The sequence below is a fragment of the Roseateles sp. P5_E11 genome, assembly GCF_054049355.1.
On the sequence record NZ_JBFUMO010000444.1, the window covers coordinates 1 to 5,008 of the forward strand.

At 71.3% G+C, this 5,008-nt stretch carries 6 protein-coding genes; all 6 read right to left on the bottom strand.

The window, feature by feature from the left end; translation table 11 throughout:
* Positions 1-509 (bottom strand): hypothetical protein (locus ACXJKR_RS24110; RefSeq protein ID WP_457324967.1); only part of this gene is annotated, 509 nt, incomplete at its 3' end.
* Positions 510-525: 16 nt separating this feature from the next.
* Complete coding sequence (locus ACXJKR_RS24115) at positions 526-2,406, bottom strand: hypothetical protein (protein WP_457324968.1); 1,881 nt, start codon at positions 2,404-2,406, stop codon at positions 526-528.
* A 12-nt stretch (positions 2,407-2,418) separates the two neighbouring features.
* Positions 2,419-3,333: a hypothetical protein gene (locus tag ACXJKR_RS24120; RefSeq protein WP_457324970.1), complete on the bottom strand. Its 915-nt coding sequence runs from the start codon at positions 3,331-3,333 to the stop codon at positions 2,419-2,421.
* Positions 3,330-3,545 (bottom strand): hypothetical protein, encoded by a 216-nt coding sequence (locus ACXJKR_RS24125; RefSeq protein WP_457324971.1) that lies wholly within the window; start codon positions 3,543-3,545, stop codon positions 3,330-3,332. The genes ACXJKR_RS24120 and ACXJKR_RS24125 overlap by 4 nt, the downstream gene beginning before the upstream one ends.
* A gap of 8 nt (positions 3,546-3,553) precedes the next feature.
* Complete coding sequence (locus ACXJKR_RS24130; RefSeq protein ID WP_457324972.1) at positions 3,554-3,865, bottom strand: hypothetical protein; 312 nt, start codon at positions 3,863-3,865, stop codon at positions 3,554-3,556.
* Positions 3,866-3,895: 30 nt separating this feature from the next.
* Positions 3,896-5,008 (bottom strand): phage tail protein (locus ACXJKR_RS24135; RefSeq protein ID WP_457324973.1); only part of this gene is annotated, 1,113 nt, incomplete at its 5' end.

A 5,008-nucleotide genomic window follows, 5' to 3' on the forward strand; every position in this document is an offset into this window, starting at 1 on the left:
GCATTGGACAGCAGCCAGGGCGGTGCGACGACGGGCAGGTCCAGCAGGTCGAAGGAGAAGGCCGCGGGGACGATGACCTCCTCGCCGCCTGCACTGAGCGCCATGCCGGGCTCGATGGTGATGCGGCGCGCGCTGTCGAGATCCAGACCACCTTCGGGCAGCGGCGCGGCGGCGCTGGCGATGGGCGCGATGGCGTCGTCATCGAAAGCCAGGGCCAGGCCCTCGACCACGCCGGCGCTGAGGGCGCGATTGAGCAGGGCGATGCGGCGCGCCCGCTGGTTCTGCTCGGCCTCCAGCAGCGGCGCGGTCAGGGCACGGCCGGCGAAGGCGTTCATGCGCCGCTCGCCATCGGGCGCGGTGCGGCTGGACAGGCGGGGCTGCACGGCCACGGCGATCTCGCCGGAGCCCAGGGCAAGTCGCTGCCCTTGGCCGGTGCCGGCCGGCGGCGTGACCTTCAGCGCGACGATGCGCGCGCCGTCCAGGGCGGGGGTGCTGCGGTCGCTGGCCATGGTGATGGGCTCCGGTTCAACGCGGCTTGGCAGGCATGAAGCGCGCTGCCAGCACCTTGTCGAGATTGGCCTTGCCGCGCGCCGGCACTTTGATGTCGGCCGACAGGCGCTGCGCCTCCTGGCCGCTGCTGCGCGAAAGCGTGCGGCCCATGTCGAGCAGCTGTTCGCTGCCGGCGAGCTTGTGCAGGGCCTCCTTGTCTTCCAGCAGGTCGGGGCGCTGGGCGGCCAGCTTGGCCAGGCCGTCGGCCACGCCCGGCGTGTTCAGCGCCGTGGCGACCTCGGCTACTGCGGCTTCGTCCATGGTCTTGTGCGCCTCCAACTGCGCCAGCGCGGCGTGAGCCATCAGCGGCTCGGAGAACTTGGTGGCGGACAGCAGCTTGACCGCCTCGGCGCGCGCCAGCGAGTCGGAGCGGGCGAGCAGCTTGTCCACGCGTTCCGTTTCACCCAATGCCTTGAAACGCTCGCGGATGATGTTGTCGGGGTTGGGGCCTTCGTTGATGACGGCGACGGCCACGCCTTCCACCTCGGGGCGTAGCGACACATTGCGCCGCCGGGCATACCAGAGGGTGGTCTGGGCGTTGACGAGGCTGGCCCAGGCGGTGTCGACGGGGTCGGTGATGGCCGGCGGCGGGAACAGCCCGGTCTTCACCAGTCGCGTGTTCTCTAGCAGGCGCAGCGACTCCGCCGGTGAACGCCTGAGGGCCAGCCGCGTGGCAGGTACGACCAGGGCGCGCGTGAGTCGCTGCTGCAACTCGCGCGCYCGTTGCGCCAGGGCCTCGCGGGGCACGGGCACGAGGATGCTGACGAAGGTCGAGGCCTGGGCCTGGGCGGCCAGTTGCAGGTCGATGGGCGGCAGGGTCAGCGACTCCTCGACCAGCATGGCGATCTCGTCCTGCGGCACCAGCGTCAGCTCGGCATCGATGCCGGCGGGCAGCCAGCTCTGGCTGAAGTCCGCCGTGTTGACGGCCGCGGCGGGCAGCGGGCCGGCGGCCGRCAGGGCGGAGAAGAACTGGGCGGCGCTGGGCCGCGCACCCAGGGGCCGCTTCATGACGTCGTCCAGCTGCGCCTGGTACTGGGCCAGGTGGGCCTCGCGCAGCAGGCGCGGCGCAAAGCCGAAGCCGAGCACGTCGGCGTGCGACTGGCCGGCGGTGCGGCGGGCGAGGTGGACGTCGATCCAGCGCACCGTGTCGCCGGTCAGTRCCACCAGGGCCAGGGCCAGGGTTTCGGCCGGCAGGCTGGGGCCGGCCTGCTGCACGAAGACCTCGCGCGCAAGCTCGCCGCGCAGCGCGTCGACGCGGTCGCCAGGTGCGTCGGCCACGTAATGCAGCGTCAGCGCGCTGGCCTCGACGATGTCGCCCGGCTCCACGGTGCGCTCGGCATCCAGGCCGGTGGGGTAGCTGGAGACCGGGTTGGCGCTGAACTCCAGCGCGCGCAGGCCCAGCACGAAGATGCCGGTGCGGTTGCGCAGCGGCGGGGTCAGCAGCTTCTTCTTGCCGCTGAGCTGCTGGGCCAGCGTCTGCAGCTGGAAGAGCTGGGCCAGCGACACCCGCACCGGTCCGGTCAGCGCGACCAGCTCGCCGGCCGTCGTGTAGCCAAAGCCCGGGCTGACCTGCAGCTCGGTCGCCACGCTGCCCTGGGAGACCTCCAGCCCCTCGACCACGCCCGCGCCCAGGGCGCGCGCGAAACCGGCCTGGCGGGCCAGGAAATAGGACTGCTCGCGAGTCAGGTCGCGCGCGGCCAGGAACTTGCCGTCAAACCAGCGCGGCCGCACGCGGTGCGACTCCTCCACCATCAGGTTGGCCTCGCGCAGCGAACGGGCGGTGTCGACGCTGACGACGGTGCGCTGGGTGCCGCTGGCGGCGCCGATTGAGACCTGGGGGGCTTTCTGGATGGCCATGGCGGTCTCCAATCAAATACCGAAGACGGCCGCCAGCGCATCGGCGGGATAGGCGAAACGGCGGCTGGTGTTGTCGATGTGGGCGGCGTCCAGCGCCGTGAAGACCGGCGTGGGGCGCGTGCCGGCGGGCACGGCGGCGGGCGCTTCGACAGTGGGGATCAGCAGTCGCGCGRGGAAGAGCGAGGTCGGGTCGGCCAGCGAGTCCGAGCCATCGGCCGCTGCGCCATGCTCGGGCAGGGGCGGCAAGGCCTCGCCGTCGGGGCGGGCGAGGTCGTGGGCGTGCGGGTTGGTGGCGTCGCTCCAGCCATCGAGCAAGGCCTCGCGCAGGGCGTCGGGCCGATCGGCCGGGGCCAGCGCCCGCACGGCCTGGAAGCGCGAGCGGGGCAGGAAGTCGGTGGTCGGTGCGCCCTTCGCATCCGGCCGAAGCACCAGCTCGAAGCGGAAGGCATCGCGCACGCGATTGGGCACCAGGGCGTCCGTCGCGTCGAAGGCGCCCTGGGCAAAGCTGGGCGTGCGGCCGCGGGCCTGGGGCGTGAAGCGCAGGAAGAGATCGGCCACCACGCCTTGCGCGCCATGGGCAGCGCGCAGCGCATCGGCCGATTGCGCCAGGAACCAGGGTTCCAGGCGCACGCACCAGGAGCGCGGTACTTCGATAAGGCGGCCCAGGCGGTCGATGGCCAGGCCGGCGCCGACCTTGAGCTCGTGCTCGGTGCCTGCTTCGTTGGCGACCGCCTCGGCCTTGAGTCCGATCAGCGTGCCGGCACCGGCCAGGTAGGCCAGGGCGCGCGCCAGGCGGGAGCGGTGGTAGGTCTGCTCGTCGCGGAAGTCGTCGCTGCCCAGCAGTACGCCGGTGTCGTAGAAGGGGCGGTCGGGCCGGTCCAGGCGATCGGCGGCTTCCAGGGCATCGACTTCATCGAGGGCGTTCATGGGATCAGTCCTCTGTCAATCGGCGTCACCGGAGGGCGCGGCACGATCAGGCCCGTGCTCACGCTCACGTCCAGCGACACCGGCTCGCTCTCCACGCCCTGGTCGTTGATGACGACGAGGGTGAAGCGGTGCTTGCCGGCCGCGAGCTTGTTCTCGACCAGCAGCACCGGTTTCTCCTGCTCCAGTGGCTTGCCGACAGGCAGCACGGCCATGGCGGGTCTCACCGCACGGGGCCGAGATAGGTGTAGCGGTAGCTCTTGATGACACCGCCGATGTCGAAGGACTTGGAGCCATTGAGCTCGAAGTTCTTGCCGAGGTCGGCGACCTGCGGGCCGGCGATCACGGCGGTCGGGCGCTCGCGGTCGGCCACGATGATGTCGACCACGTCTGGCAGCGACACATTGCCCGAGTCGTCGATGACCTCCAGCTGGAACTTGTGCCGGCCGCGGGCCAGCGGGCTGCGCGGGTCGACCTCGACGACGACGGTTGGCTGGTCGGTTTCGAAGGGAACGTTGATTTCGAGCTTGGCCATGGTGGCACTCCTTGGGAGGTTGAGGCTGGGTTATTCGGGGGCAGAAAGTCGCGTGAAGCGCCAGCGCGCGATCACGCCGTCGGGCGGGGGTTCGGAGCGGCGGCCGTCGAGCAGCAGATTGCCGCCCGGGCTGCCGATGGCAGCGGCGTCCAGATGGGCGCGTGGTGCTCCGTCAAAGGCGACCAGGCCGGCGCTGTCGTCCAGCCGCCAGTCCAGCGCACCGCCACCGGTGATGCGGTCGCCGCGGCCAACGCCGCTGCGACTGATGCGCGCCACCTCCAGCGGCACCGGCGCGCGCAGATAGCTGTCCACGCCGACAAGAGAGGCGATGCCGACCATGAAGGGCTCGCGCGCGGCCATCACCTTGACGAGGACATGGGCCGGCGCGATCTCCTCGGCCAGGTTGCGCACCATGGCGATCAGGTCGGCATCCAGCCCTTCGTGGACAAGCACGGTGGCGCGGTGGGCGGTGCGCTCGTAGACGCTGGCGACGGTCTCGCGCTCGGCTTCGGAATCAATCTCCTCGCCGAACAGCGCCAGGAACTCGCGGCGGGCCTGGGCGTCGTCGGCATCGCCCAGCGTCAGCGTGTCGCCGACGAAGGAATTGCCGGAGACGACGAGGCCGGGCAGCAGCGGATCGTCGCTGCGCTCCAGGTCGATGCCCAGCAGCGTGGCCAGCGTGCGGCGCAGGCGGAAATCCTCCAGCACGATGACGCGGCCGAGGCTCACGGCGCCATCCGTGGCGATGTCCAGGGCCAAGGCCAGGCCGCCGCGCGTGCCACGCAGCCGGCGCAGCAGCGGCGCATTGGCCAGCCAGGCGCGCTTGTGCGTCGTGGGCAGGCGAGAGGGGAAACGTTCGCCGGTCCAGCGGGCCAGCCAGTCCAGCGCATCGGCCGGTGTGCTGGCTGGGGCGGTCAGCACGCGGGCATCGGCGACCTGATCTTCCAGGGGCGTCAGCAAGCTTTCGAACAGGCCGATGAAGCGCTCGAGGAAGTCGTGGCGCGTGGCGTCCCCGCTTGCAGTCCGGTCGAAGACGGCATCGTCCCGGTAGAGCTCGGGCAGGTAGCGGCGCAGATAGGAGAAGCGATCGCCCCAGACGCGCACGGCGGCGATCTGCGGCGTGGCGCGGCCGTTGCCATAGAG

What these genes read in the sequence shown, in the direction of transcription:
- ACXJKR_RS24125 (WP_457324971.1), bottom strand. Translation starts at nt 3,545, where the DNA reads ATGGCCGTGCTGCCTGTCGGCAAGCCACTGGAGCAGGAGAAACCGGTG.
- ACXJKR_RS24130 (WP_457324972.1), bottom strand. Translation starts at nt 3,865, where the DNA reads ATGGCCAAGCTCGAAATCAACGTTCCCTTCGAAACCGACCAGCCAACC.